Source organism: Klebsiella spallanzanii (assembly GCF_902158555.1).
GTDB classification, from domain to species: Bacteria; Pseudomonadota; Gammaproteobacteria; order Enterobacterales; family Enterobacteriaceae; genus Klebsiella; species Klebsiella spallanzanii.
The window spans coordinates 54,290-78,091 of record NZ_CABGGS010000045.1; the positions used below are offsets into that span (position 1 = coordinate 54,290).

The 23,802-nt window shown below is 54.9% G+C and carries 21 protein-coding genes; 8 read left to right on the forward strand and 13 right to left on the reverse strand.

Going from position 1 to position 23,802, the window contains the following annotated elements:
* Positions 1 to 13 precede the first annotated feature (13 nt).
* Positions 14 to 1,249 carry an allantoate deiminase gene (allC, locus tag FN082_RS24900; RefSeq protein WP_142982577.1) on the forward strand — a complete coding sequence of 412 codons (1,236 nt, stop codon included), beginning with the start codon at positions 14 to 16 and terminating at the stop codon, positions 1,247 to 1,249.
* A gap of 10 nt (positions 1,250 to 1,259) precedes the next feature.
* A complete protein-coding gene (allE, locus tag FN082_RS24905) occupies positions 1,260 to 2,042 on the forward strand; it encodes a (S)-ureidoglycine aminohydrolase (protein WP_142982578.1) in 783 nt (260 codons plus the stop codon).
* Positions 2,043 to 2,127: 85 nt separating this feature from the next.
* On the opposite strand, the gene glxK is transcribed toward allE, so the two are convergent.
* From glxK to allA, 10 genes are all read right to left on the reverse strand, one after another.
* Complete coding sequence (glxK, locus tag FN082_RS24910) at positions 2,128 to 3,273, reverse strand: glycerate 3-kinase (RefSeq protein ID WP_139541408.1); 1,146 nt, start codon at positions 3,271 to 3,273, stop codon at positions 2,128 to 2,130.
* Positions 3,274 to 3,295: 22 nt separating this feature from the next.
* On the reverse strand, positions 3,296 to 4,603 hold the full coding sequence (locus FN082_RS24915) for a uracil/xanthine transporter (RefSeq protein ID WP_142982579.1): 1,308 nt from the start codon (positions 4,601 to 4,603) through the stop codon (positions 3,296 to 3,298).
* Between the two features lie 184 nt (positions 4,604 to 4,787).
* Positions 4,788 to 6,149 (reverse strand): allantoinase AllB, encoded by a 1,362-nt coding sequence (gene allB, locus FN082_RS24920; RefSeq protein ID WP_139541406.1) that lies wholly within the window; start codon positions 6,147 to 6,149, stop codon positions 4,788 to 4,790.
* A 61-nt stretch (positions 6,150 to 6,210) separates the two neighbouring features.
* The gene (locus FN082_RS24925) at positions 6,211 to 7,665 is read right to left on the reverse strand and encodes an allantoin transporter (RefSeq protein WP_139541405.1); all 1,455 of its coding nucleotides are present in this window, start codon (positions 7,663 to 7,665) and stop codon (positions 6,211 to 6,213) included.
* Between the two features lie 88 nt (positions 7,666 to 7,753).
* Positions 7,754 to 9,010, reverse strand: a complete 1,257-nt coding sequence (locus FN082_RS24930) for an MFS transporter (protein WP_142463995.1) — start codon at positions 9,008 to 9,010, stop codon at positions 7,754 to 7,756.
* Positions 9,011 to 9,062: 52 nt separating this feature from the next.
* Positions 9,063 to 9,941, reverse strand: coding sequence for a 2-hydroxy-3-oxopropionate reductase (gene glxR / locus FN082_RS24935; RefSeq protein WP_139541403.1), 879 nt, complete (start codon positions 9,939 to 9,941; stop codon positions 9,063 to 9,065).
* Positions 9,942 to 10,163: 222 nt separating this feature from the next.
* Positions 10,164 to 10,940, reverse strand: coding sequence for a hydroxypyruvate isomerase (hyi, locus tag FN082_RS24940; RefSeq protein ID WP_142982580.1), 777 nt, complete (start codon positions 10,938 to 10,940; stop codon positions 10,164 to 10,166).
* A 13-nt stretch (positions 10,941 to 10,953) separates the two neighbouring features.
* Positions 10,954 to 12,735 carry a glyoxylate carboligase gene (gene gcl, locus FN082_RS24945; RefSeq protein ID WP_142982581.1) on the reverse strand — a complete coding sequence of 594 codons (1,782 nt, stop codon included), beginning with the start codon at positions 12,733 to 12,735 and terminating at the stop codon, positions 10,954 to 10,956.
* Positions 12,736 to 12,823: 88 nt separating this feature from the next.
* A complete protein-coding gene (gene allR / locus FN082_RS24950) occupies positions 12,824 to 13,642 on the reverse strand; it encodes an HTH-type transcriptional repressor AllR (protein ID WP_112217228.1) in 819 nt (272 codons plus the stop codon).
* Between the two features lie 91 nt (positions 13,643 to 13,733).
* On the reverse strand, positions 13,734 to 14,216 hold the full coding sequence (allA, locus tag FN082_RS24955) for an ureidoglycolate lyase (protein WP_112217227.1): 483 nt from the start codon (positions 14,214 to 14,216) through the stop codon (positions 13,734 to 13,736).
* A 215-nt stretch (positions 14,217 to 14,431) separates the two neighbouring features.
* Between allA and allS the strand changes: the two genes are divergently transcribed.
* Entirely contained in the window at positions 14,432 to 15,355 is a 924-nt protein-coding gene (gene allS / locus FN082_RS24965; RefSeq protein ID WP_112217226.1) for an HTH-type transcriptional activator AllS, read from the forward strand.
* Between the two features lie 87 nt (positions 15,356 to 15,442).
* Positions 15,443 to 16,522, forward strand: a complete 1,080-nt coding sequence (gene mnmH, locus FN082_RS24970; protein ID WP_142463994.1) for a tRNA 2-selenouridine(34) synthase MnmH — start codon at positions 15,443 to 15,445, stop codon at positions 16,520 to 16,522.
* A 107-nt stretch (positions 16,523 to 16,629) separates the two neighbouring features.
* On the opposite strand, the gene FN082_RS24975 is transcribed toward mnmH, so the two are convergent.
* Positions 16,630 to 17,775, reverse strand: a complete 1,146-nt coding sequence (locus FN082_RS24975) for a porin (protein ID WP_112217225.1) — start codon at positions 17,773 to 17,775, stop codon at positions 16,630 to 16,632.
* A 208-nt stretch (positions 17,776 to 17,983) separates the two neighbouring features.
* On the opposite strand from FN082_RS24975, the gene FN082_RS24980 reads away from it, so the two are divergent.
* Positions 17,984 to 18,292, forward strand: a complete 309-nt coding sequence (locus tag FN082_RS24980; RefSeq protein WP_139541398.1) for a monooxygenase — start codon at positions 17,984 to 17,986, stop codon at positions 18,290 to 18,292.
* 92 nt (positions 18,293 to 18,384) lie between these two features.
* Here FN082_RS24980 and ybbP read toward each other — a convergent pair whose 3' ends face one another.
* Positions 18,385 to 20,802: a putative ABC transporter permease subunit YbbP gene (gene ybbP, locus FN082_RS24985; RefSeq protein WP_142982582.1), complete on the reverse strand. Its 2,418-nt coding sequence runs from the start codon at positions 20,800 to 20,802 to the stop codon at positions 18,385 to 18,387.
* The gene (gene ybbA, locus FN082_RS24990; protein ID WP_139541396.1) at positions 20,799 to 21,485 is read right to left on the reverse strand and encodes a putative ABC transporter ATP-binding protein YbbA; all 687 of its coding nucleotides are present in this window, start codon (positions 21,483 to 21,485) and stop codon (positions 20,799 to 20,801) included. Before ybbA ends, ybbP begins: the two co-directional genes overlap by 4 nt.
* Here ybbA and tesA point away from each other — a divergent pair.
* The 3 genes from tesA (at position 21,453) to FN082_RS25005 (ending at position 23,794) form a co-directional block, all read left to right on the forward strand.
* The gene (gene tesA / locus FN082_RS24995) at positions 21,453 to 22,079 is read left to right on the forward strand and encodes a multifunctional acyl-CoA thioesterase I/protease I/lysophospholipase L1 (RefSeq protein WP_139541395.1); all 627 of its coding nucleotides are present in this window, start codon (positions 21,453 to 21,455) and stop codon (positions 22,077 to 22,079) included. The genes ybbA and tesA overlap by 33 nt on opposite strands.
* A gap of 28 nt (positions 22,080 to 22,107) precedes the next feature.
* Positions 22,108 to 22,878, forward strand: coding sequence for an SDR family oxidoreductase (locus FN082_RS25000; protein WP_139541394.1), 771 nt, complete (start codon positions 22,108 to 22,110; stop codon positions 22,876 to 22,878).
* Between the two features lie 61 nt (positions 22,879 to 22,939).
* Positions 22,940 to 23,794: a co-chaperone YbbN gene (locus FN082_RS25005; protein ID WP_142982583.1), complete on the forward strand. Its 855-nt coding sequence runs from the start codon at positions 22,940 to 22,942 to the stop codon at positions 23,792 to 23,794.
* The last annotated feature ends 8 nt before the right edge of the window (positions 23,795 to 23,802 follow it).

Consider the following 23,802-nt stretch of genomic DNA (forward strand, 5'->3'; position numbering starts at 1 on the left):
ACAGGAGTTGCGTATGGCTAATTACTTTCGACAGGCAATTGAAGAGACACTGCCCTGGCTTTCCTCCTTCGGCGCTGACCCTACCGGAGGCATAACCCGCCTGCTCTACTCGCCGGAATGGCTACAGGCGCAGCAGGCGTTCAAGCAAAAGATGAGCGAAAGTGGGCTGGAGACGCGCTTTGATGAAGTCGGCAACTTGTATGGTCGCCTGCCAGGTTCGCGCTTTCCCGACGAAGTTATCCTTAGCGGCTCGCATATTGATAGCGTGGTCAACGGCGGTAATCTTGACGGCCAGTTCGGCGCGCTGGCGGCATGGCTGGCGGTTCACTGGCTGAAAGAGACCTACGGCGAACCGCTGCGTACCGTCGAAGTGCTGGCGTTAGCGGAAGAAGAAGGTAGCCGCTTTCCTTATGTGTTCTGGGGCAGCAAAAATATCGTCGGCATCGCCAACCCGGCAGACGTTTGCGATATCAAAGACACCAAAGGCGTGGCTTTTGTTGATGCCATGAAGCAGTGCGGCTTCACGCTACCCGCCGCACCGCTGGCGCCGCGCCGCGATATAAAAGCCTTCGTTGAGCTGCATATCGAACAGGGCCGCGTACTGGAAACCAATAAGCAGTCCATCGGCGTGGTCAACGCCATCGTTGGGCAGCGCCGTTACACCATTACCCTCAACGGCGAATCCAACCATGCCGGCACGACCCCAATGGGCTACCGCCGCGACACCGTTCATGCCTTCAGCCGCATCTGCTGTGAATCTATCGCCAAAGCAAAGGCCCACGGCGACCCGCTGGTTCTAACCTTCGGTAAGGTCGACCCGCAGCCGAACACCGTCAACGTGGTGCCGGGTAAAACGGTCTTCACCATGGACTGCCGCCATACCGATGCCCTTGAATTAACTGCATTTACTGAAGTGATTGAAGCCGATATGCGGCGGATCTGCCAGGAAATGGAGATCGGCATTGAGATTGACCTGTGGATGGATGAAGCCCCGGTTCCAATGGATAAGAATCTGGTGGCTCAGCTCACCGCGCTTTGCGAAAAAGAGAAGGTGAATTTCCGCGTGATGCACAGCGGCGCGGGGCATGACGCGCAGATTTTTGCCCCCTGCTTCCCGACCTGCATGATCTTTATGCCGAGTATTAAAGGCATCAGCCATAACCCAGCGGAAAGCACGCATATTGACGATCTGGCGGAAGGCGTGAAAACCCTCGCATTAATGTTGCATCAACTGGCCTGGACTGAATAAGGAAAAAATAATGGGATATTTAAATAATGTAGTGGGCTATCGCGACGATTTACTGGCCAGCCGTTCCATCGTGCGCCACGGTAATTACGCGCTGCTGACACCGGATGGCCTGGTCAAAAATATTATTCCTGGCTTTGATAATTGTGATGTGACGATTCTGTCGACGCCGAAATTAGGCGCAACCTTTGTTGACTATCTGGTCACGCTGCATGAAAACGGCGGTAATCAGAGCGGTTTCGGCGGCGAAGGAATTGAAACCTTCCTGTATGTGATTGAGGGTGAAATCATCGCCCAGGCGCAAGGCAAAACCTTCCCGTTGACCAAAGGTGGCTATATTTATTGCCCGCCGGGCGAAAAGGTCATCTTCACCAATAGCCATTCAGGCGATAGCCAGCTATTCCTCTACAAGCGCCGCTATATTCCGGCAGAAGGCCATGCGCCGTATCTGGTCACCGGTAACGTCAGCCAGCTTGAGCGGATTCATTATGAAGGGATGGAAGACGTTATCCTGATCGATTTCCTGCCGAAAGAGCTGGGCTTCGATATGAATATGCACATTCTCTCCTTCGAGCCGGGTGCCAGCCACGGCTATATCGAAACCCACGTGCAGGAGCACGGTGCCTATATTCTTTCCGGCCAGGGCGTTTATAACCTCGACAATAACTGGGTACCGGTGAAAAAAGGCGATTATATCTTTATGGGCGCTTATTCACTGCAGGCAGGATACGGCGTCGGTCGCGAGGCGTTTAGCTATATCTACTCGAAAGATTGCAACCGCGACGTTGAGATTTGATTGTCGCTGAAATGTCCGATCGTTGAATTTGTTTTTGTTTAGCTATGTTGGATTTTGCCACGGTGAAAACCGTGGCATTTTTTATTCAGGCGGGGATGTTCTGGCCGAGTTTGATTACGCAGGCAATATTGCGTGCGCTGGCGTAAAGGTTCTGCTCTCCGCGATCCAATACTTCGTCCAGCGGCGCAAGCGCGGGGAGAATGCTGAATACCGCATCAATACCATGCTGATGCACTGCTTCCACGCCATCGCCCAGCACACCGGCGATACCGATAACCGGTATACCGTATTTTTTAGCGATTCGCGCCACGCCGATGGGCGCTTTACCGCCGACGGTTTGCGAATCAATCCGCCCTTCGCCGGTGATCACCAGATCCGCATCGCGCAGCGCCTCCTCCAGATGCACTGCCTCAATCACGATATCGATGCCCGGCTTCAGCGCCGCGTTAAGAAATACGCGAGCCGCAACCCCCATGCCACCCGCAGCGCCACCGCCGACCATCGCCGTCACATCCTGACCGGTTGCCGCCATCAGTACCTGAGCATAATTTTGTAAACCACGCTCCAGGGCGACAACCATTTCCCTGCTGGCCCCTTTTTGCGGGCCAAAAACCGCCGCTGCGCCGCGCTCGCCAAGCAACGGGTTATCAACATCGCAGGCCACGTCAACCCGGCACTCTTTCAGGCGCGGATCGAGTTCGCGCAAATCAATGCTGGCCAGCCGCTCTAACGCACCGCCGCCGAGGCCGACGCTCTCGCCACGCTCATCAAGAAAACGCGCCCCCAGAGCCTGAGCCATACCCATTCCGCCGTCCACCGTGGCGCTACCGCCAATGCCGAGAATGATATGGCGAACGCCCGCGTCCAGCGCGTGGCGAATCAGCTCTCCGGTACCGTAGCTGGTGGCCCGCACGGGATTACGCTCACCGGCAGGAACCAGCATCAGCCCGCTGGCCGCCGCCATTTCAATAAACGCGGTTTGCCCATCACCGCTCAGGCCATAGAAGGCACCAACAAAGTCCCCCATCGGCCCCATTACCGGCAGCATCACCATTTTGCCCTCGGTGGCCTCAACCATCGCCTCAACCGTCCCCTCACCGCCGTCGGCTATTGGCAGGCAGATGCACTCCGCCTGCGGGAAAATAGAGACAAAGCCCGCTTTAATTGCTTGTGCGCAGCGGCTAGCGCTCACGCTTTCTTTGAAAGAGTCCGGTGCAATAATAATTTTCATTGTTCGTCCTTTTTTGCTGTCATTACTTAATACGCTCCCAGGGAATGAGATTTTCCATGACCACCGCCAGCAGTACGCCGATTAATAAGCCGTTGCCCAATAGCGGTCGAATTGTCAGAGGGAGCGTCTGGAGATAGACCGGCGGCAGCCCCATTAAAAAGATGCCGACAAATAGCGGCAGCGCCAGCCGGTAGATATTTCGTGCAGTGAAGGTAATTTGCTTACTGAAAGATAAGCTCGAATATAACAACGGAAGATATGAGACCAGCATGACTGCGCTGCTAATTGGCAACGGTAATGTGGTAAAAAAATGAGTTAACGGCGTAAATAACCCAACCAGCAGACAGCACAGGCAGCCGATAATAAACGGCTGGCGCGAAGTTTCTCCGGTTTGGGTTAATAATCCTATCGACGAAACAAAAGGCGAAAACGGCACCACGCTGAGCGGAACCGTAATTAACGTCATTAATCCGGAGATAATAAAACTCCGTCGATAACGGGTATTGCTGGCGCCCTGTTCAGGATAAAAAACGTCGGTGCCGCGAATCGCGCCGTAGGTGTTAGTAATATTCACCAGCCCCGCCAGCAATGCCGTCAAAATAATGCCCGAGCGTAGTTCGCCGCCGTAGCCGAGCGGAAACCACTGCCAGTGAATCGGCCCGGATGCCGCCGTGTCGGGCGGAGTACGGAATAGTAGATACCAGCCTGCCCATCCCACAAGGGTTCCAATCAGCAGAGCGTAGCGGGCGATGCCGTCCGGGAGGAATATAATCATCCCCAACACCAAAATCATCACCGCCAGCGCCAGGCTAAACGGGGCCAGCTGAATCGCCACGTTGGCCTGCGTCGAACTAAAGGGCAGTCCGAGCATACCTTTGAAAAAAATAGTGGTGAGCTGCGCGCCGAGCAGCAGCATAAAAAAGACCATCACCGTCGGGCTGAAGAGCTTCGCCAGGCGATGGCCGATGCCGCTGACGCCAATGATGATGGTCAGAACAGCAGAAAGAAATATACCGACCGCCAGGCTGGTCGCAATGCTGTCGAACGGGGTGCCGCGTGCCGCCTCGCCGACGGTAACGGTGAGGATCGTGCTCCACCAGAGTCCCGTCGGCCCTTCCATAATCGCGCGGCGGTGGCCCAGTAGCGCCTGCGCCAGGCAGGCCAGCCCGGTGGTGATAAAACCGTACTGAGTGAGCGTGATAAGCGCGCTGGCCGGAAGCTGAAAAGCGGACTGTAGTGTCGGCGGTACCACAACGGTGTTGCAGAATATAAAGAAGAACCATTGAAATCCCGCCAGGGTGTTTCGTTTATATAGCGGCAATACCATCATGATGAAATCCTGAAACAGCGCCTGCCGTTAAACAGGCGCTAAATATAGAATGGGGCGAGGAACGGTCCCCTCTCCCCTTTTGGGGAGAGGGTTAGGGTGAGGGGAAATATGCCCACAAATGCCCTCACCCCGGCCCTCTCCCAAAGGGAGAGGGAGAAAACCGTCCCCACTTTTTATTCGCCCGTTACTGCTGATGCTTAAGGATAAATTTCCCTTTCGGCGCGTGCGGGAAGCCCTGCTCGATGTCATAAATTACATCGCCGCGCAGGATGGTTTTGGTGATACGCGCGCCAATCTTACGACCCACGTACGGGCTGACTTTATGGCGATACTCAAGATCTTCCGCCTGCAGAACGTAGCTGCTGTTCGGCTGAATAAACACCAGGTCGGCATCTTTGCCCGGGGCGATGCGGCCTTTATGCTTAAGGCCGAAAATATCGGCAGCGTTAGTCGCCATCAGGCGAGCAAACTGCGGCAGGGACATACCGCGCTTCTGTACCGCTTCATCGAACATCACGTCCATGCAGCTTTGCAGACCGGCAATCCCGCCCCAGGCCTGCATGATATTGCCCGCCTTCATTTCCGGCGGGCACGGAGAGTGGTCGGAGACCAGGCAGTCGATTTCGCCGTTGAACAGTTTTTCCCACAGACCTTTTTGGTTTTCCGCATCGCGGATCGGCGGAGAACACTTCGCCAGGGTGCCAATCTCTTCGAACTGATCGGTATCCAGCACAAAGTAGTGTGGGCAAGATTCGCAGGTAACGTCCTGCCCTTCCTGACGGGCGCGCGTTACTTCGGCAACCCCTTCCGGGCTGCTGACGTGGCACACATGCAGGCGGCAACCGGCGACTTTCGCCAGGTACAGAATGCGGCGAATAGCTTCTACTTCAGTAAATACCGGACGCGACGCGACGTAATCATGGGCAGTCACGCGGCCTTCCCTTTTCGCCTCTTCGCCCAGTTCATCGCAGATCAGCGCATTTTCGCAGTGCACCAGCACGGTTTGCTTCATCTCGGCCAGCTTTTGCACGCCTTTGAAGAACTGCCAGTCGTTAACATCGCGGAAGTCATTGTCGATTCCACGGTCACCGCAGGTGGCAACGAAGCATTTGAAGCCCACAACGCCCACTTCATCCAGTTCGTGCAGACGGTCCAGGTTATAGGAGACCAGTCCGCCAAGCTGCGCGGCGTCAATGGTCAGCTTGCCCTTCGCGGCGTCAAATTTCAGCTCGATAGTTTCACGATCGACGGTAGCTGGCAGCTGGTTCAACGGCATTTCAATCATCGTGGTGATGCCGCCTTTTGCCGCCGCGCGGGTGCCGGTCTCGTAACCTTCCCAATGGGTACGGCCCGGTTCAGAAATATGCGTATGCGCATCGACCATCCCCGGAGAAACGATCAGGCCCGAAGCATCCATCACCTGCTTTGCTTCGCCGAGGTTTTCACCGATAGCGGCGATTTTGCCGTCGGTCACCGCGATATCCACCACCCGAGATTCGTTTTCCAGAATAACGGTGCCGTTTTTAATAATTAAATCAAAAGACATATAAAACTCCTTGTATGTGTACAGATAATTTAGGCTATAAAACTTTCTCGATATAATAAAATCAGCTAACAGCATTCGGACGCGGCAGATTATTTGGCTGAGTCCGTTTCTTCAGTAACGCGTAGGCGGCAAAAGCAACAATAACGCCAACAAACCATGACACGCGGGAGAATGGCTCCAACAGCGGAATAAACTTCCCACCGAGAGACAAAATAACCGCCACAATCGTTACAACAAATGCAGTGACGTTAAATCCATTATCAAAATATTTATAATCACCGGGTGCGGTATACAATTCATCAAGATTAATTTGCCCACGCATGACCACAAAATAGTGCGCCATCATCACCCCAATAACCGGGCCAAGCATACCGCCGATAATATCGAGGAAGAGATAAATGCTGTCCTGGTTCTCCATTAATTTCCACGGACAAATCAGCAGACTAATAATACTGGCGATCAGTACGCCATTTTTATACGTCAGTTTCGTGGGGGCAATCGCCGCGATTTGATAGCCCGCCGGAATAATATTACCGGTGGCGTTGGTCGAAATCGTGGTCATCAATATCACCAGCACCGCAAAAAAGGAGGCAAACAGGCTGTCCCATTTCTGCACAATATCCAGCACGTTCCAGGTATCCATGCCGTAATGGATACTGGCTCCGGCGATAATGCACACCCCGGCGACTGCAAACAGAATATAAGCCACCACTAAGCCAAGCGTTTGGCCAAGAGCCTGATCGCGAAACGAGCGCGCGTTCTGGGTAAAGTCAGACGCGCTCACCGCTGGCGCCGCCCATACGGCAACCACCGCGTTAATCACCACCAGGAACAAGAAGCCAGTATGTTCCGCTTTTGCCACCCCGGTCGGCAGGTAGTCGAGGATCGGGCCGATCCCTACCAACGAGATAGCCCAGATTGCCATGCCGCCGAAGACAATATAGATACAGGGATTCAGTATCGCGGTGAATTTATTGAGAACTTTTCCGCCACCAAAACCAATACCAACGTTAATCAACCAGAAAACCAGAAATGCGATCAGCCCCGGTAGCGACAACCCCAGCAGCTTGAAATCACCGCCGAGCGTCAGAAACGACGGCCACAGTTTTCCTAATAAGATCAGAAAGGCCAGCGATCCTGCGTAGCATTGCAAACCAAACCACATAATCGCCGCAATGCCGCCCCTGAGCAGTCCGGGTAATAATGCCCCACGCACGCCATAAGAGGCTCGTAATATCATGGCGAAGGGTACGCCATATTTACTCCCGGCGGCACCGTTAAACACCATCACCAGTGCAATAATAAAAGCGCTCAATATTATTGCCATCATAATACTAAACGTCGACAAACCTAGAATAAAAAAACCGCCAACCATCACATAATTAGGTACGTTGTGTACGGAGCCCATCCATAAAGTAAAGTAGTTAAATGTTTTCCAGTTACGCTGCGATTCTACTTTGGGTAATAGATCGTCACTGTAACCTCTGGCTTTATATACATCTTGAGCTTGTTCCATAATTCCCTCTTAATACGCATCGGATTACGTTTGTAAATAGGTTTAGCTATGTGGAACAAAAAACTTATTATTATGATTATTATTTTTATTATACTGGGATTGTCTTAGGCTGTATTTTGTTCTTACGCAAAGTAATGAGCGCAAACAGTATTGTTCCGGTAATCACTAATCCGGCAGACATCACAAAACTAATTTCTTTTGAACCGGTCAGGTCGGAAATAAAACCGGTGAGCGTCGGTGCAACCACTGCTGAGCTCATACCAAAGAAATTAAATAAGCTGAAGGCGCGACCTAATGTTTTCGCTGACGCCTGTTCGGAGACAAACGAGATCAGAATCGGGTCAACGGCCATTTTGCCCAGCAGGCCGTAGAGCACCAAGCTAATCATCAGCATGGTGGTATTCGGCGACAGAACGGTAAACATCAGCATTGCTGCAGCGACGATCTCCAGCCCGAGAATAACTTTAACTTTGCTGTCGCGGAATTTATCCGAGAGATGGCTAAAGAACAGCGCGCCCGGAACCCCGACCACTGCCACCAGCGCTGAAGCAAGACCAATGGCGCCGCCGTCAAACCCGCGTTCGGTCTGTAGGTATGAAGGCAGCCAGGTCACAATCAGATAGTAGCCGTAGCAGGTGCAAAAATAGAGGAAGTACACGCTGCACAGCAGTGGCGAAAACAGCGGTGCTGATTTCTCTTCAGCGACCGGCGCTGACGCCGCCGCGCTATTTTTGTTCTCCGCAGCAACAGGCTCTTTCAGCTTACGGCGAATCACAAGGGTAAATACGCAGAGCATAACGACCAGAATCGCAGCGACGATAAACAACACGTTTTGCCAGGCCATGTTCATGCTCTTCACGAGAATACTAGAGCCGATCAGGCCAATCCCCATCCCGATAGCGGAGCCGCTGTTGATGATAGCGTTAGCCAGCGCCCGGCGCTCCTGCGGTACGTTAGCTGACGAGAGCGAATAGGCAGAGCTAAAGAAGGAGGCGCAGCCCGCACCGGCCAGTAATGAACCGATATAAATCAGCGTCAGATTTCCCGCATTAGCGATACTCAACGTACCGATAATAAATAGCGAAAAACCGCACATCAGCATAATTTTCTGGCCCAGCTTATCAACCAGAATGCCGCAGGGAATTTGCATTCCGCAGTAGGCCAGAAAATAGAAGCTGGCAATTGCGCCAATTTCAGCATTGCTGACGTTGCCCAGCGAGGCCTGAATTTCCGGATAAATAGGTGTTAATACGGTTCGGTAAATCCATATCGCCACCCAACCCAGACTCATTACGACGACTATTTTCTTCCAATAGTCGATACCCGTTTTATTGATTTTATCCATAAACTCACCACAGAGGTTTAGAAATGCTGCCGCAACCGGCAGCATTTTATTATTAAGATATTTTATGATTCGCCATTAGTTCCAGGGCCTGAACTAAAGATGAATGGTCTAATTCACTACCACCGTTGGCTGCGCAGGTATTAAATAGCTCTTGACAGGTTGCCGTATTCGGTAAATTAAGCGCCAGCGCTTTCGCGCTCTGCAGCGCCAGATTAAGATCCTTCTGGTGCAGAGAAATTTTAAAGCCAGGATTAAACGTCCGGTTCAGCATTCTTTCACCGTGTACTTCCAGAATACGCGAAGACGCGAAGCCGCCCATCAGCGCCTGACGTACGCGAGCCGGATCCGCACCGGCTTTAGAAGCAAAAACCAGTGCTTCGGAGACCGCTTCAATATTCAGCGCCACGATAATCTGATTGGCGACTTTACAGGTCTGCCCGTCGCCGTTACCGCCAACGAGAGTGATGTTTTTCCCCAGAATATCAAACAGCGGTTTAACGCGATTAAATACGCTTTCTTCACCGCCAACCATAATCGAGAGCGTCCCTTCACGCGCGCCGATTTCCCCACCGGATACCGGCGCATCCAGATAATCAGCGCCCAAATCCCGCACCTGCTGGGCAAAACGTTTGGTTTCAATCGGCGAGATGGAGCTCATATCAACGATGGTTTTCCCTTTCAGCGCCGCTTTCGCGCAGCCGTGTTCACCAAACAGCACTTCGGCAACCTGCGGGGTATCCGGTACCATGATAAAAATAATCTCGGACTGCTCCGCGACCTGTTCTGCGGTTGCCAGATGCTGTGCGCCCTGCAAAAGCAGCTCGTCGGCAACCGGGCCAATGGTGGTGACATGCAGAGCGTGGCCCGCTTTCGCGAGCCGGACCGCCATCGGGGTGCCCATAATACCCAGACCAATAAATCCCAGTTTCATAAGTATCCTCTTAGAATTTCTGTTTTGATTTACCTGGGCAATAGTTATCCCTTCCTGGAAATGGAATAATAAATACTGCCCAAAGGTATATACCCTAAATAATTCGAGTTGCATGAAGGCGGCAAGAGAGCGAATCCCCTGGAGCTTACAGAAGTAAGTGACTGGGGTGAGTGAACGCAGCCAACGCACAAGCAACTTGAAGTATGACGGGTAAATTAAAAATTAACGGTAGTGATTAAACCATATCAGTCCCGCTTCAGTGGTGCTCAACGGTTTATATTCACAGCCGACCCAGCCGTCATAATTAGATTTATCGATAAATTTAAAAAGATAATCATAATTAATTTCACCGGTTCCCGGCTCGCCGCGGTTTGGATTATCGGCAATCTGTAAATGGCCAATACGATTAGCATAAGTTTGCATCGTATGGGTTAACTCTCCCTCCATGCGCTGCATATGGTAAATATCGTACTGGATTTTCAGATTATCGCTGCCGACCTCGTCAATCAGCGCCAGCGCCTGATGGGTGGTATTCAGATAAAAGCCCGGCATATCGAAATAATTAATCGGCTCAATCAGCAGAAGAATGCCTTCCTGGGCCAACGCGGCGGCGGCAAAACGTAAATTCGCCACCAGCGTTGAGCGAATATGTTCTTCGCGGTAGCCCGCCGGCGTTTTGCCGACCAGGCAGTTAATTTTTCGATTGCCCAGCGCTTTGGCATAGCGAACCGCGGCGTCAACGCCCTCACGAAACTCCGCTTCGCGACCGGGAATACAGGCTATGCCGCGCTCCCCTGCCGCCCAGTCGCCAGCGGGTAAATTGTGTAAGGTATGCTCCAGCTGGTTGTCGCTCAGCTTTTGCTTTAATACCTCGGGCGCATAGTCATACGGGAACATAAATTCAACGGCGCGAAAACCGCAGGCCGCCGCTTTCTCAAAACGATCCAGAAAATCATATTCCTGAAATAACATCGAAAGGTTGGCAGAAAAGCGCAACATAGGTTCACCTCATTTATTCATATTTCATAAAGCAGGTTTCGGTTGGCGCATCGATGGCGCTATCGGCAACGTCTTCGAACTCCATCACGTTATCCAGCTCGCTACCCATCGAAATATTGGTTACGCGCTCAAGGATCACTTCCACAACGACCGGCACGCGATACTCTTTCATCCACGCTTTCGCCTGCTCAAATGCGGGCGCAATATCCTCAGGTTTGAAGACGCGAATCGCCTTACAGCCGAGGCCTTCGGCAACTTTCACGTGATCGACGCCGTAGCCGTTCACTTCGCTGGAGTTAATATTTTCGAACGCCAGCTGGACGCAGTAATCCATATCGAACGCGCGCTGGGACTGGCGGATTAAGCCCAGATAAGCGTTGTTCACCAGTACGTGGACGTAAGGAATATTGAACTGCGCGCCCACCGCCAGCTCTTCAATCAGGAACTGGAAGTCGAAGTCACCGGAAATCGCCACCACGTTACGTTCCGGGTCAGCGGCGCAGACGCCCAGCGCAGCAGGCAGCGTCCAGCCTAGCGGGCCCGCCTGACCGCAGTTGATCCAGTGGCGGTCTTTAAATACGTGCAGCATCTGCGCGGCGGCGATTTGCGACAAACCGATAGTGGTGACGTAACACACGTCGCGGCCAAAGGACTTGTTCATCTCTTCGTAGACGCGCTGCGGTTTAACCGGCACGTTATCGAAGTGCGTTTTACGCAGCAGCGTGCGCTTACGCTCCTGACACTCGTTCACCCAGCTCTCGCGGCGCGGCAGGCGGCCCTCTTTTTGCATCTGCTGGGCGATCTCCACCAGTTGGGTCAACGCGGCTTTCGCATCGGAAACGATGCCTAAATCCGGGCACAGCACGCGGCCAATCTGCGTCGGTTCAATATCGATATGGATAATTTTGCGGCCTGCGGTGTACTTCTCGACCGAACCGGTATGGCGGTTAGCAAAGCGGTTGCCGATACCGAACACCAGGTCGGAGGCCAGCAGCGTGGCGTTGCCGTAGCGATGGGCGGTTTGTAAACCAACCATCCCGGCCATCAGCTCGTGATCATCCGGGATACAGCCCCAGCCCATGAGCGTCGGGATCACCGGCACATGAGTGATTTCCGCAAATTGCTGCAACAGCGCCGCGGCGTCGGCGTTAATCACCCCGCCACCGGCGACAATCACCGGGCGCTCCGCCATCAGTAACATCGCCAGCGCACGTTCAATTTGTGGACGCGTGGCAACAGGTTTATAAGCCGGGAGCGGCGAATACAGCTCAGGATCGAACTCGATTTCCGCCACCTGGACATCATAAGGCAGGTCGATCAGCACCGGACCCGGTCTGCCGGAACGCATCAGGTGGAAAGCCTGCTGCAGCACGCCCGGCACCAGCGCAGCTTCGCGCACGGTCACCGCCATCTTGGTGACCGGCTTGGCGATAGACTCAATATCCACCGCCTGGAAATCCTCTTTATGCAGACGAGCGCGCGGTGCCTGACCGGTAATGCACAGAATGGGAATGGAATCGGCGGAGGCAGAGTAAAGGGCAGTAATCATATCCGTACCCGCCGGGCCGGATGTTCCCAGGCATACGCCGATGTTACCGGCAGTGGCGCGCGTATAGCCTTCCGCCATATGCGACGCACCCTCTACGTGACGGGCCAGGATATGACGGATCCCGCCGTGTTTACGCATCGCCGAATAGAACGGGTTAATTGCCGCGCCGGGCACGCCGAATGCGGTGGTAATCCCTTCTTTTTCCAGTACATACATTGCCGCGTCAACGGCTCTCATTTTTGCCATTTTTTACTACCTCGCTATATTGGAAAATTTTTCCAAATTTAAACAAAGCCAAAAAAGTCCCGCTCCTGCGAGCGGGTCGGATCGGCTATCAATCTGCCTGGGGCTTGAGTCCCAGCGCGGTGCTGATATTCCTTGCCGTCTCCCTCACCAGCTCTCCCTGGCTGACAAAACGGTCCGGGGTTAATCGGGACGCGGGTCCGGAAATCGAAATGGCCGCCACCACGGAACCCACATCATCGTAAACCGCTGAAGCAATGCAGTTTAATCCTGTCACATGCTCCTCCTGGTCAATGCTGTAGCCACAGGCTCGCGCCTCATCCAGATTTCGCTGCAGGACCGGCAAATCCACGATCGTCGTCGGCGTAAACCGCTGCAGCCCGGTCTTCACAATCACATCGACCAGCTCTTCCGACGAGAGCGGGTACAACAACGCTTTCCCGGCTCCCGACGCGTGCAGCGGCAGTCTGCTTCCCAGCGGGGCGCACATTCGCACCATCGACTTGCACTCCTGCTGGCCAATCAGCACCGCTTCGTTGCCGTTGCGAATCGCCACATTAACCGTCTCTCCGGACATCAGCATTAGCCGCCGCATAAAGGGGCCGCCAACGGACAAGACATCCCGGTTGTGGATATACGCCGACCCGATATTGAACGCGCCAAGACCGATATGCCACCAACCTAACTGACTGTCCTGATAAACAAAATCTGCGCCTTCCAGCACTTTAAGCAGGCGAAAGGTGGTCGATAACGGTAAGTCCAGATTCAGGGAAATATCGCTAACCGACGAGCTGCCGCCGCTCTTTTCAAGGTATTGCAGTATCGCGATCCCTCTCTCCAGCGCCTGAGCGCCTTTTTGCGCGGAAGGCTCCTGCTGGCCCGGCCTTCCACGCCTTCTTACTTCTGTCATACCTCGATTATCTCCGGCTCAAAACCTGAGCATAAATAGTGTGTAAGCGCCCACATGTTATGCAAGATAATCGGTAGCGTCACGTGCAACCTCACGCAAAGCTCAACTCCACGGTCGGGATCTCCACGACATCACAGTTATCTTTTCCGCCGCGATCAACGGTCAAAAAATCGGTTTCGACCTGCCAGGCAAACAGCGGGTGATGCCAGACATTGCGGTGGTAATTCACCCCCTGACGACCATTAGAGATAAATGCCCGCAGCGTGTTCATATCCGGCTCATCACCTCCTGCCGCCACTACCACCACAAAGGCTTCGCCGTTCATCGGCATGAACGCCTGGGTGCCTAACGGATGGCGTTCCAACTCCGTCACCACAATCGGCAGCACCGCTGGCTGGGCGCGGTTGATGCTGATAAGCGTCCGATCCTGCTGCAGCGTCTCAACCTTGGCCAGGTCGTGAAAACGCTGCACTTTGCCATCATTAATATGGAAAAAATCCTGGCCTTCCGTTTCGATAACATCCCCGTAGGGGCGGAATGCTTCGTACGTCAGCGGCAATACTTCAAGCTTCATTGCATATTCCTTAGTCATTAAGAGCCGTTCCACCATCCTCATCCAAAGAGGAAGTCGGTGTCTATGTCGGTCAATCTAGAGTTATCTAAAAGTGACATCAACTGTAAGTTGGAATAATTTTCCAAAACCTGATTTAAGCCACATAATTGAAAAGGATATTGTGAAAAAATACTTAAAAATCAGGGGTGAATTATTAAATAACGAGGAAATTAGCGATGCTAGATCCCGAAACACTACGTACCTTTGTTAGCGTCGCGGAGACCGGCAGTTTCTCCAGAGCGGCGGAAAAACTGTACAAAACCACCGCCACTATTAGCTATCGCATCAAGCTGCTGGAGGATAATACCGGCGTGGCGCTGTTTAGCCGTACCACCCGTAGCGTCCTGCTTACCCCGGCAGGAATGCACCTTCTGGCGCAGGCCAGAGAGTGGCTGGGCTGGATTGACAGTATGCCCGGTGAGCTACAGCAGATAAACGACGGCGTTGAGCGTCAGGTCAATATCGTCGTGAATAACCTGATGTATCACCCTCAGGCCATTGCACGACTGCTGGCCTGGCTCACTCAGCGCTATCCTTTTACACAATTTCATTTTTCGCGCCAAATTTATATGGGCGTCTGGGATACGCTTCTTCACGATGATTTCTCGCTGGCCATTGGCGTCACCGGTACCGAACCGCTATCAGAAAATATTGCGGTCAACCCGCTGGGCGAAGTGACCTGGCTGTTCGTGATGTCGCCGAATCACCCCTTAAGTCAGCAAGCCGATCCGCTATCGGAAGCCCAGTTGCGTCGCTACCCGGCGGTCAACATTGAAGACAGCGCCCGCCGGTTGACCAAGCGCGTCGCCTGGCGCCTGCCTGGACAAAAAGAGATTGTGGTTCCCGATATCGAAACCAAAGTCGCAGCGCACATTGCCGGTGTCGGCATCGGCTTTTTGCCGGAGCCGCTGTGCCAGCCCCTTATCGCCCGCGGCGAGCTGATTGCCCGACAAATTCCGGCCATGCGCCCGCCTTCGCCTCTCAGTCTCGCCTGGCGCAAAGATCATCCCGGCAAAGCGGTGCAGGATATCGCTTCGCTGTTCAGCCATTCCGCCCCGGAAATTCAGGGATTCCTGACGCTATTCAGCGATACACCGTGAAAAATCAATCCAGTCTGCCGCCCACCGCGTACAATAGGCAGATTATCGCGTCGAGCGACGCGTCTGGATTGATTAACGGTTTGGATGATGGAATTAGTATCACAGAATATTCGGCAGATTCTCGCCAGCGATACGCCGCTGATTGACGTACGCGCCCCGATTGAGTTCAGGCAAAGCGCCATGCCCGCGGCGGTCAATCTGCCGCTGATGAACGATGACGAACGCGCTGCCGTCGGCACCTGCTATAAGCGTCAGGGGCCGGAAGCTGCGCTCGCGCTGGGACATCAGTTGGTCAACGGCGAGGTTCGCGCCAGCCGCCTTGCCGCCTGGAAAGAGGCCTGTGCGCGCCATCCCGATGGCTACCTGTGCTGTGCTCGCGGCGGCCAGCGTTCACATATTGTGCAGCAGTGGCTAAAGGAAGCGGGAGTGGATTACCCGCTAATCATTGGCGGTTATAAAGCGTTGCGTCAGGCGGCTATACAGCTTACCGAAGAGCTGGTGCAGCGCCCAATCGTACTGATCGGCGGCTGTACCGGTAACGGAAAAACCCAGTTGGTGTGCGCACAACCGGACGGTATCGATCTCGAGGGCCTCGCTCATCATCGCGGCTCTTCGTTTGGCCGGACGTTGCAGGAGCAGCATCAGCAGGCCACCTTTGAAAATCATCTGGCCGTGGCGATGCTTAAAAAGTCCGTGCAGCAGACGCGCTGGGTGCTGGAAGATGAAGGGCATATGATTGGCGCGAATCATCTCCCGGAGTGCATGCGTCTGCGCATGGCGCAGTCGCCGCTGGCGGTAGTGGAAGACCCGTTCGAGCTTCGCCTTGAACGCCTGCGCGAAGAGTATTTTACGCGGATGCATCGCGACTTTATTGCCGCCTGTGGCGAAGAACAGGGCTGGCAAGCGTATAGCGAGTATCTGCATCATGGCCTGTTTGCCATTCGTCGTCGCCTGGGGTTACAGCGTTTTGCCCAGCTCACCGCCCACCTTGATGAGGCGCTCCTTGCACAGCAGCGTACCGCCAGCACCGAAGCGCATTTCAGCTGGCTGGTTCCCCTGCTGAACGAATATTACGATCCGATGTACCGTTATCAACTGGGCAAAAAAGCGGAGAAGATTGTTTTTCGCGGCAACTGGCAGGAAGTCGCCGCCTGGCTGGCGCGGTAATTGTATTCCTGGAGCCCCGGCTTGCGGCGTAAGCGCCTTAGCCGGGCTACCGGTCGGTGTGACTTGTAGCCCCGGTAAGCACAGCGCGACCGGGGAGTTTTGACCGCTTAGAAGTCGTAGCGCAGACGCACCAGGTTCATATCGCCCAGGTTGTCGGTGCTGGACGTGAAGACGTGTTCGTAATCAACGCGGAAGCCGTAATCCAGCTGGAAGCTTACGCCGACGCCGTTATCAATACGCTGGTAGTTGCGGCCATTCACGTACTGCAGGCGGTCGCCCATAAAGTACGGCTGAATAGATTTCACCGCATACTGACCAATCGGGAATTTATAACCGGCGAAGTACTCAATACCCCACGCATCGCCCGCGAAGTAGTTATGTACATCAGTTTTCTTGGTGGTCAGGAAGTTCTGATACCAGCCGCCGCCGAAGGAGAAGGTCCAGTTATCCGGCGTCCAGCTCAGCGCGGTACCAACGATGTTCTGATCGTAAGATTTGCTGTCTGAATTTGACGGGTTACGCATATCGGCGCGGGTATAGTTCCACGCGGTACCCCAGGTCAGGTCCTTCATGATGTGGTAATCCGCACCAATAGAGCCGCCGCCTTTGCGCTTGTAGCGCAGACCGTTGCCCGGCAGGTATTCGCTGTCTTCAAACAAATAAGAAGCGTAGAGATCGACATCGCCAACGGTTTTCTTATATTTCAGCATATTACGTGAACGGTAGGATCCATCGTAATCACCGTTGATCCCGTTGCCCGGCGCCTGGCCGACCATGTCATAATCCCAGATATCGGTTTTCACCCCGACGACATCGTAATAAACGCTGTTTTGCTGACCGTAGGTTAAGGTGCCCCAGGTATCGCTTTTCAGACCGGTATAGAGCATACGGCGGCTGGTATTATTCGCGCCTTCCGCATAGTGGTTATCCCAGTCGAAGAGGGCCGGAATATTGACGCCCAGCTCGTAGTAGCTTATCCAGCTAATATCATCAAACAGATAGTAATCGGCAGCGAAACGGAAACGGGTGCCGCCGTCAAAACCGTTGCGTTTATAAGAGCCTTTGTCGCCATCGCCGGACATCATGTTGAACTGGGGACGGATACTCCCGCCGACGGTGAAGTTAAGACGGCTTAACGGATCGCCCGCCTGCGGATCTTGTTTTAACAGCGTAATCTCAGCCTGGGATGCAAAAGAGGTTAACGCCAGGGCTGCGCCGATCGATATCGCCAGCGCTTTTATTTTATGTGCCATACTTTTTCCTTGATTAATAAGCAACCTTATATTTGCCAGTTGAATATTAACTGCGATTCAGTATGCCGTGTTGTTGGTTTTTTAATGTTTCGTGCGGTTAAAAATCAGTGACTTATCATTTTGTGCCGTTAAAATATCCGTGGTTATAATTTCATCGCTTTGTCATTAAAATGAAGCATTGCCGCTCTACATCATCCAAGGAGGAATTATGTCGAAAAAATTGCTACAGCTGCACTTTGCCTTTAACGGCCCCTTCGGTAGTGACATGTCCCGTCAGCTTGTGGAGCTGGCCGAGTCAATTAATCAGGAGCCGGGGTTTATCTGGAAGGTCTGGACGGAGAGCGAAAAGAATCAGGAAGCGGGCGGAATCTATCTTTTCGAGGATGAAGCAACCGCGCTTGCTTACCTCAACAAACATACCGCGCGCCTGAAATCTCTCGGCGTGGATGAGGTTACCTGTAAAGTTTTTGACGTTAATGAGCCGCTGACTGCGCTGAACCATGGTCATCTGCAATAGCAACTCGCATCCGTATCGAGTAAAAAACCCCCGGGTTGCGGCTAGCGCCTTACCCGGGCTACATGATGGCATAACTTACTGGGGCGTTAACCCTATCCCTGGCTAAACTGGCGGAATAGCGCTTTGCCTTTTAGCAAACGCAACCCCAGCCAACCGCCGCACAGCGACAGCAGTATCGCCCCGCAGAGCGGCAGCATTACCCATAGCCGCCAGTCCGGAGACCATGGGAAATCAAAGATTTTGGTTTGCAGCAGCGCCAGCGCCACCTCTGCGCCAATCGCCGCCACCACGCCGGAAACCACGCCCAGCAGGGCAAATTCGGCCCACAGCGTGGTGCGCAGCAGAGACTTCCCTGCCCCCAGCGTGCGCCAGACCACCAGCTCCTGATAGCGCTGACGCATCCCCACCTGCACCTGAGCCAGTAGAAGCAAGACACCGCAGGCCGTCACCAGAATCACCATCACCTCCAGCGCACGGCTTACCTGAGTCAGCACCTGACCAATCTGCTGCAAAATCGCGCCGATATCCAGCAGACTGACGGTCGGGAACTCGCGGTTGAGCTGCGTCAGCATCCCGTTGCCGTTATCCCAGCGGAAGCTGGTCAGCCAGCTTTGCGGCTGTCCATCGAGCGCTCCCTGCGGGAAGATAAAGAAAAAGTTTGGTCGCAGGCTCTCCCAGTCCACTTTACGTACGCTGGTCACTTTGGCGCTAAAGTCCTGGGTATCTCCGGTAAAGGTCACGCTATCGCCGAGCTTCACCCCCAGCCGCTGCGCCAGCCCCTCTTCAATCGAGACTTCACCCGCTTTCGGCGGCCAGCTTCCGGCCACCAACGGGTTATGATCCGGCCGCTCGTTGCTCCAGGTGAGATTCAGCTCCCGATTCAGCGCTTCATCTTTATTGCCCTCCGCTGCCTGACCATTAATTTGCGTCAGGCGAGCGCGAACGATCGGATAGAACTCGGTCGCGCGGGTCTGATGTTCAGCGAGGAAGGTTTTCACCGGCACCACCTGCTCTGGCGCGATGTTAATCAGGAAATAGTTGGGGCTTTCCGGCGGCAGCTGTTGCTGCCAGCGGTCAAGCAGATCGCCGCGCAGCACCAGCAGCAGGGCCAGCAGCATAAATGACAGCGAGAAGGCCGCCAGTTGGCTTAGCGTCGACCACGGCTGACGTAGCAGGCGATTTACCGCCAGGCGCAGCGGCAGCGCTTTTAGCGTCACGCGTTTCAGTAGCCACAGGACGCCCCAACCCGCCAGGCCGCACAGCAGCGCCAGCACCACCGCCCCCGCCAGTACCGCCCAGAGTAGAGGGCTGCCGCCCATCAGCAGCGCCAACAGCGCGACCACCACCGCGCACACCAGCGGAATATAGAACTTCAGCGGCCAGACGTTAGCGACAACATCCTGGCGCAATACCCGCAGCGGCAGCGTCGCCAGCAGCAGCCGATAGGGACGCAGCCCGACCAGCAGGGAAATCACCACCATCGCGCCAATCGCCCACAGCCACGGCCAGCCGCTCGCCGCCGGCAGCGCCGAGGGGAGCACCGGTTTTAGCATCACCAGCAGAATATTTTCCAGCCCGACGCCCATCGCCCCACCGGCAATCACCGCCAGCGTCAGCAGCATCAGCCACTGGCCGACGATCAGCTTGCGCAGCTGCGTCCGCCCGGCACCGAGGGTTTTAAGGATCGCCACCAGATCGTAACGGCTGCGGCAATAATGGCTCATCGCCACCGCCACTGCTGCAACCGCCAACAGCAGCGTTAACAGCGCCGACAGCAGTAAAAACTGCTGCGAGCGCTCCAGCGATTTACCTAACGCGCTATCGTCCTGCTCGAGCCCGATCCAGCGATGTTCCGGCCCCAGCTTCGGCAGCAGCCACTTTTCATAGTCCGCCAGCTGCTGCGGAGTTCCGGCATATTTATAGCGCCAGGAGACGCGGCTGCCGGGCTGCACCGCGCCGGTTTTCGCCACATCGGCGGTGTTCATCATCAGCCGCGGCGCCATCTGGAAGGGGTTAAATCCGGCGTCCGGCTCCTGAATGACCTCCCCGGCAATGCGCAGCGTAGCGTCGCCTACGTCAATGGTGTCGCCGGTTTTCAGGTTCAGCAGAGCCATCAATCGCGGCGCCAGCAGCACGGTGCCAGCCTGCGGCTTCAGCCCCGGCGGCTGGGTTTGCAGCTGACCATATAGCGGATAGGTGTCGTCAACTGCTTTCACCTCCGCCAGCTGCGGCGTATCGCCGGAAAAGGTCATAGTGGCGAAGTTCAGTTGCTCACCAACGGTTAAGCCGAGCCGACGCGCTTCGTCAATCCATGCGGCTGGGACCTCGCGCGAGCTACGCAGCGTGCGGTCTCCGGCCATAAATTCGCGACTCTGTTGGCTAAGCCCTTTCTCCATGCGGTCGCTTATCGACCCCAGCGCCAGCACGCAGGCCACCGCCAGGCTCAGCGCCAGCCAAACAATCAGCAGCGACGGTGAGCGCCATTCGCGCCAAAACCAGCGGGCAATCATGCTTCCTCCTGCAGCTGGCCATCAACCAGCCGCAGCCGTCGGTCGCAGCGCCCCGCCAGCAGCGGGTCGTGGGTCACCAGAATTAGCGTAGTGCCGTGCTCGCGGTTCAGTGAAAACAGCAGGTCGGCAATTTTATCCCCGGTCTGCCTGTCGAGGTTACCGGTGGGTTCATCGGCGAACAGCAGTTCCGGACGACCGTTAAACGCACGGGCCAGCGCGACACGCTGCTGTTCGCCGCCGGAAAGCTGTACCGGTAGATGATGCAAACGTTTTCCCAGCCCCAGCTGTTCCAGCAACGCGCGGGCGCTACCGCGGCTCTGGCTGTCGCTTTCGCCGCGCAGCAGCGCCGGAAGCTCGACGTTTTCCAGCGCATTCAGCGTCGGTATCAGCATAAAAGATTGAAAAACAAAGCCGACGTGCTTAGCGCGCAGCTTTGCCCGCGCCTCTTCGTCCATCTGATGCAGCGGCTGCCCGATCAGCGAGACTTCTCCGCTCGTGCCGTCATCCAGACCAGCGAGGATCGCCAGCAGCGTCGATTTACCGGAACCCGACTCGCCAATCAGGGCGATGGTCTGCCCCTGTTTGACAACCAGCTCAACTCCGGTAAGGATGGAAAGCTGATGCTCACCCTGACCGACGGACTTCTTAAGATGATGAACTTCAAGTATGTTTTCCGCTGGCATTTGCCTTTCCTGTTTCTGGTCCTGTTTACCTGCCGCGCAATGGCGGCCGACACGCTGTTGGTTCTCGGCGACAGTCTGAGCGCCGGTTATCGAATGGCGGGCAATACCGCCTGGCCTGCGCTGCTTAACGATAAGTGGCAGACCAAAACGCCAGTGGTTAACGCCAGCATCAGCGGCGATACTTCGCAGCAGGGGCTGGCAAGGCTTCCGACGTTGCTCAAACAGCATCAGCCGCGCTGGGTGCTGGTTGAGCTGGGTGGCAACGATGGGCTGCGCGGCTTCCCGCCGCAGCAGACGGAGCAGACCCTGCGTACCATTATTCAGGATATCAAGGCGGCGAACGCCGAGCCTTTGCTGATGCAAATTCGCCTGCCCGCTAACTATGGTCGCCGTTATAATGAAGCCTTTAGCGCAATCTATCCGGCACTGGCCAAAGAGTTTGATATTCCTCTGCTGCCCTTTTTTATGGAAGAGGTTTATCTGAAACCGCAGTGGATGCAGGACGATGGAATTCACCCTAATCGCGACGCCCAGCCGTTTATCGCCGACTGGATGGCCACGCGTTTGGCACCCTTAGTTAATCATGACTCCTGATAGCAAGGGGTCATTTGCAGGTAAAGTTATGCAAAAATCGGTTTTAGTTACAGGATGTTCCAGCGGAATTGGCCTCGAAAGCGCGCTGGATTTAAAGCGCCAGGGCTTTAATGTGCTGGCCGCCTGCCGCAAAGCGGATGACGTCGCGCGGATGCAGGCGCTTGGTCTGACCGGTGTTTTGCTGGATCTTGACGATCCGCAGAGCGTTGAACGCGCCGCCGCAGAGGTTATCGCCCTGACAGACAATCGCCTGTATGGCCTGTTTAATAACGCGGGATATGGCGTCTACGGCCCGCTGCCAACTATCAGTCGTCAGCAGATGGAGCAGCAGTTTTCCGCCAATTTTTTCGGCGCGCATCAGTTAACGATGCTGCTGCTTCCGGCGATGGAGCCGCACGGCGAAGGGCGTATTGTCATGACGTCATCGGTAATGGGGATTATCTCCAGCCCGGGTCGCGGCGCCTATGCCGCCAGTAAATATGCGCTGGAAGCCTGGTCCGATGCCCTGCGTATGGAACTGCGCCATAGCGGGATTAAGGTCAGCCTGATTGAGCCTGGCCCTATCCGCACCCAATTTACCACCAACGTTAACCAGACTCAGGCCGATAAACCGGTGGAAAACCCGGGTATCGCCGCCCGCTTTACCTTAGGGCCGGAAGCGGTAGTGGAAAAAGTGCGCCATGCATTTGTCAGCGATAAACCGAAACTGCGCTACCCGGTGACTCTGGTGACGCACGCGGTAGCCCTGCTTAAACGCCTGCTGCCGACCCGCGCGATGGACAAAATTATCCAGGGCTGAGTTGAAGCACCTGCCGCCGTCCCCATATATCTATACAAATATCGATTAAAGAGACTTGCTCATGTCCGCACAGAATATCGTTAATATTACCGAAGCCAACCTACACCAGACGCTGCAGCAATCCGCTGCAACGCCAGTGCTGTTCTATTTCTGGTCCGCGCGCAGCCAACACTGCGAACAGCTGACTCCGGTGCTGGAAATCCTGGCCGCTCAGTACAACGGTCTGTTTACCCTCGCGAAAGTTGACTGCGACGCCGAGCAAATGCTGGCTTCACAGTTTGGCCTGCGCGCAATTCCTACGGTATACCTGTTCCAGAACGGTCAGCCGGTGGACGGATTCGAAGGCCCGCAGCCGGAAGAAGCGGTTCGTGCGCTGCTGGATAAATTCCTGCCGCGCGAAGAGGAGCTGAAGGCGCAGCAGGCCATGGCGCTGATGCAGGAAGAGAACTACGCCGAGGCGCTGCCGCTGCTGAAAGATGCCTGGCAGCTGTCAAACCAGGAGAGCCAGATTGGCCTGCTGCTGGCAGAAACGCTGATCGCGCTGCACCGTTCAGACGAAGCAGAAGCCGTACTGAAAACCGTCCCGCTACAGGATCAGGATACCCGCTATCAGGGTCTGGTGGCGCAGATCGAGCTGCTGAAAAAAGCCGCCGACACGCCGGAAATTCAGCAGTTGCAGCAGCAGGTAGAGCAGAACCCGGAAGATGCGGCGCTGGCTTCCCAGTTAGCATTGCAGCTGCATCAGGTTGGGCGTAATGAAGAGGCGCTGGCGCTGCTGTTCAGCCATCTGCAAAAAGATTTAGGCGCTGGCAACGGCGAAGTACGTAAGATGCTTCAGGAGATCCTCTCCGCGCTTGGCACTGGTGACGTGCTGGCCGCGAAGTACCGCCGCCAGCTCTATTCACTGCTTTATTAATCGTAAAA

Coding starts and splice junctions, on each gene's coding strand:
- allC (WP_142982577.1), top strand. CDS start 14: ATGGCTAATTACTTTCGACAGGCAATTGAAGAGACACTGCCCTGGCTT.
- allE (WP_142982578.1), top strand. CDS start 1,260: ATGGGATATTTAAATAATGTAGTGGGCTATCGCGACGATTTACTGGCC.
- glxK (WP_139541408.1), bottom strand. CDS start 3,273: ATGAAAATTATTATTGCACCGGACTCTTTCAAAGAAAGCGTGAGCGCT.
- FN082_RS24915 (WP_142982579.1), bottom strand. CDS start 4,603: ATGATGGTATTGCCGCTATATAAACGAAACACCCTGGCGGGATTTCAA.
- allB (WP_139541406.1), bottom strand. CDS start 6,149: ATGTCTTTTGATTTAATTATTAAAAACGGCACCGTTATTCTGGAAAAC.
- FN082_RS24925 (WP_139541405.1), bottom strand. CDS start 7,665: ATGGAACAAGCTCAAGATGTATATAAAGCCAGAGGTTACAGTGACGAT.
- FN082_RS24930 (WP_142463995.1), bottom strand. CDS start 9,010: ATGGATAAAATCAATAAAACGGGTATCGACTATTGGAAGAAAATAGTC.
- glxR (WP_139541403.1), bottom strand. CDS start 9,941: ATGAAACTGGGATTTATTGGTCTGGGTATTATGGGCACCCCGATGGCG.
- hyi (WP_142982580.1), bottom strand. CDS start 10,940: ATGTTGCGCTTTTCTGCCAACCTTTCGATGTTATTTCAGGAATATGAT.
- gcl (WP_142982581.1), bottom strand. CDS start 12,735: ATGGCAAAAATGAGAGCCGTTGACGCGGCAATGTATGTACTGGAAAAA.
- allR (WP_112217228.1), bottom strand. CDS start 13,642: ATGACAGAAGTAAGAAGGCGTGGAAGGCCGGGCCAGCAGGAGCCTTCC.
- allA (WP_112217227.1), bottom strand. CDS start 14,216: ATGAAGCTTGAAGTATTGCCGCTGACGTACGAAGCATTCCGCCCCTAC.
- allS (WP_112217226.1), top strand. CDS start 14,432: ATGCTAGATCCCGAAACACTACGTACCTTTGTTAGCGTCGCGGAGACC.
- mnmH (WP_142463994.1), top strand. CDS start 15,443: ATGGAATTAGTATCACAGAATATTCGGCAGATTCTCGCCAGCGATACG.
- FN082_RS24975 (WP_112217225.1), bottom strand. CDS start 17,775: ATGGCACATAAAATAAAAGCGCTGGCGATATCGATCGGCGCAGCCCTG.
- FN082_RS24980 (WP_139541398.1), top strand. CDS start 17,984: ATGTCGAAAAAATTGCTACAGCTGCACTTTGCCTTTAACGGCCCCTTC.
- ybbP (WP_142982582.1), bottom strand. CDS start 20,802: ATGATTGCCCGCTGGTTTTGGCGCGAATGGCGCTCACCGTCGCTGCTG.
- tesA (WP_139541395.1), top strand. CDS start 21,453: ATGATGAACTTCAAGTATGTTTTCCGCTGGCATTTGCCTTTCCTGTTT.
- ybbA (WP_139541396.1), bottom strand. CDS start 21,485: ATGCCAGCGGAAAACATACTTGAAGTTCATCATCTTAAGAAGTCCGTC.
- FN082_RS25000 (WP_139541394.1), top strand. CDS start 22,108: ATGCAAAAATCGGTTTTAGTTACAGGATGTTCCAGCGGAATTGGCCTC.
- FN082_RS25005 (WP_142982583.1), top strand. CDS start 22,940: ATGTCCGCACAGAATATCGTTAATATTACCGAAGCCAACCTACACCAG.